Source organism: Bacteroides sp. AM23-12, assembly GCF_003434395.1.
Lineage (GTDB): Bacteria > Bacteroidota > Bacteroidia > Bacteroidales > Bacteroidaceae > Bacteroides > Bacteroides thetaiotaomicron.
In genome coordinates this window covers 1-1,249 of sequence record NZ_QTLF01000092.1, presented here as the reverse complement: position 1 = coordinate 1,249, position 1,249 = coordinate 1, and the positions used below count along the sequence as shown (strand labels likewise).

Genomic DNA, 1,249 nt, shown 5'->3' with positions numbered 1-1,249 from the left:
CCCAGCTTCTCCGCCAGACGGTAAACCTCCACTTTTTCCGTTTCCTCGGTGGTGTACGCCAGATACTCTTCCGCGCTGACCTCCGTGGCATAGACCGCCGACTGCGTGCCGCCCAAGCCTATCCACACCTCCTTGTAGAGCCGTGAAGGGTTGTTCGCCATGTTGATGGAGAGTATCTGCGACTTCTCCTTTTCCGTCAGTCCGAGCAACGCCTGTATCTGGTCGAACTTGTTCATATATTTCCTTTGGTCAAGCAGGATTTTACAATCCGAGTTGTTGATAATGCTCTCTTTGACCACCGGAGAACTGATAATGTCGTCCACCTCCTGCGTCACCACGATTGCCTCGCCGTAATATTTTCTGACCGTCTTATACATATAGCGCAGATATTCAGCCATGTTCGCCGATGAGAGGGCCTTCCAAGCCTCTTCCACGATAAGCTGTTTCCGCACGCCTTTCAGCCGCCGCATCTTGTTGATGAAGGCTTCCATGATGATGATGGTCACGACGGGGAACAGTTCGCGGTTTTCTTTAATCGAATCTATCTCGAAGACGATGAACCGCTTGCCGAGCAGGTCGATGTTCTCCGTGGAGTTGAGCAGGAAATCGTAACGCCCGCCCCGGTAATACTGCCGCATGGTGGTGAGCATGTTGTCGATGTTGAAGTCGGACTTCTCCACCTTGATGTCACGCTGTGCCAGTTCCTTGCGGTAGTCGTCACGCATATACTCGTAGAAGGTGTTGAACGACGGCACGATGCTACGGTCGGATTGGATGCGCTCAATATAGGCACTCACGGCACTGCCCAGCTCGCCGCTCTCCGTCTTTGTCACCTTGTCGTCCTCCGACTTCCAGAGCGTCAGCAACAGGGTCTTGATGCTGTCCTTCTTCTCCACGTCGAAGATGTAATCGTCGGTGTAGAACGGGTTGAAGCTGATGGGCTTATCTTCCGTGTAGGTGAAATACACACCGTCCGCTCCGCCTGTCTTGCGTCGGATCATGCCGCACAAGCCCTGATAGGAGTTTCCCGTGTCCACCAATACCACATGTGCGCCTTGCTCATAATATTGGCGCACGAGGTGGTTCATGAAGAAAGACTTGCCGCTGCCCGAAGGACCCAGCACGAACTTGTTGCGGTTGGTCGTGATACCTCGCTTCATGGGCAGGTCGGAGATGTCAAGGTGCAGCGGTTTTCCCGTGAGCCTGTCCACCATCTTGATGCCGAAGGGCGAGAGCGAGCTGCGGTAGT

At 54.0% G+C, this 1,249-nt stretch carries 1 protein-coding gene; it reads right to left on the bottom strand.

The annotated features are described in order from the left end of the window. The coding region (locus DW640_RS23240; protein WP_117579004.1) for a TraG family conjugative transposon ATPase at positions 1-1,249 on the bottom strand (1,249 nt) is incomplete at both ends.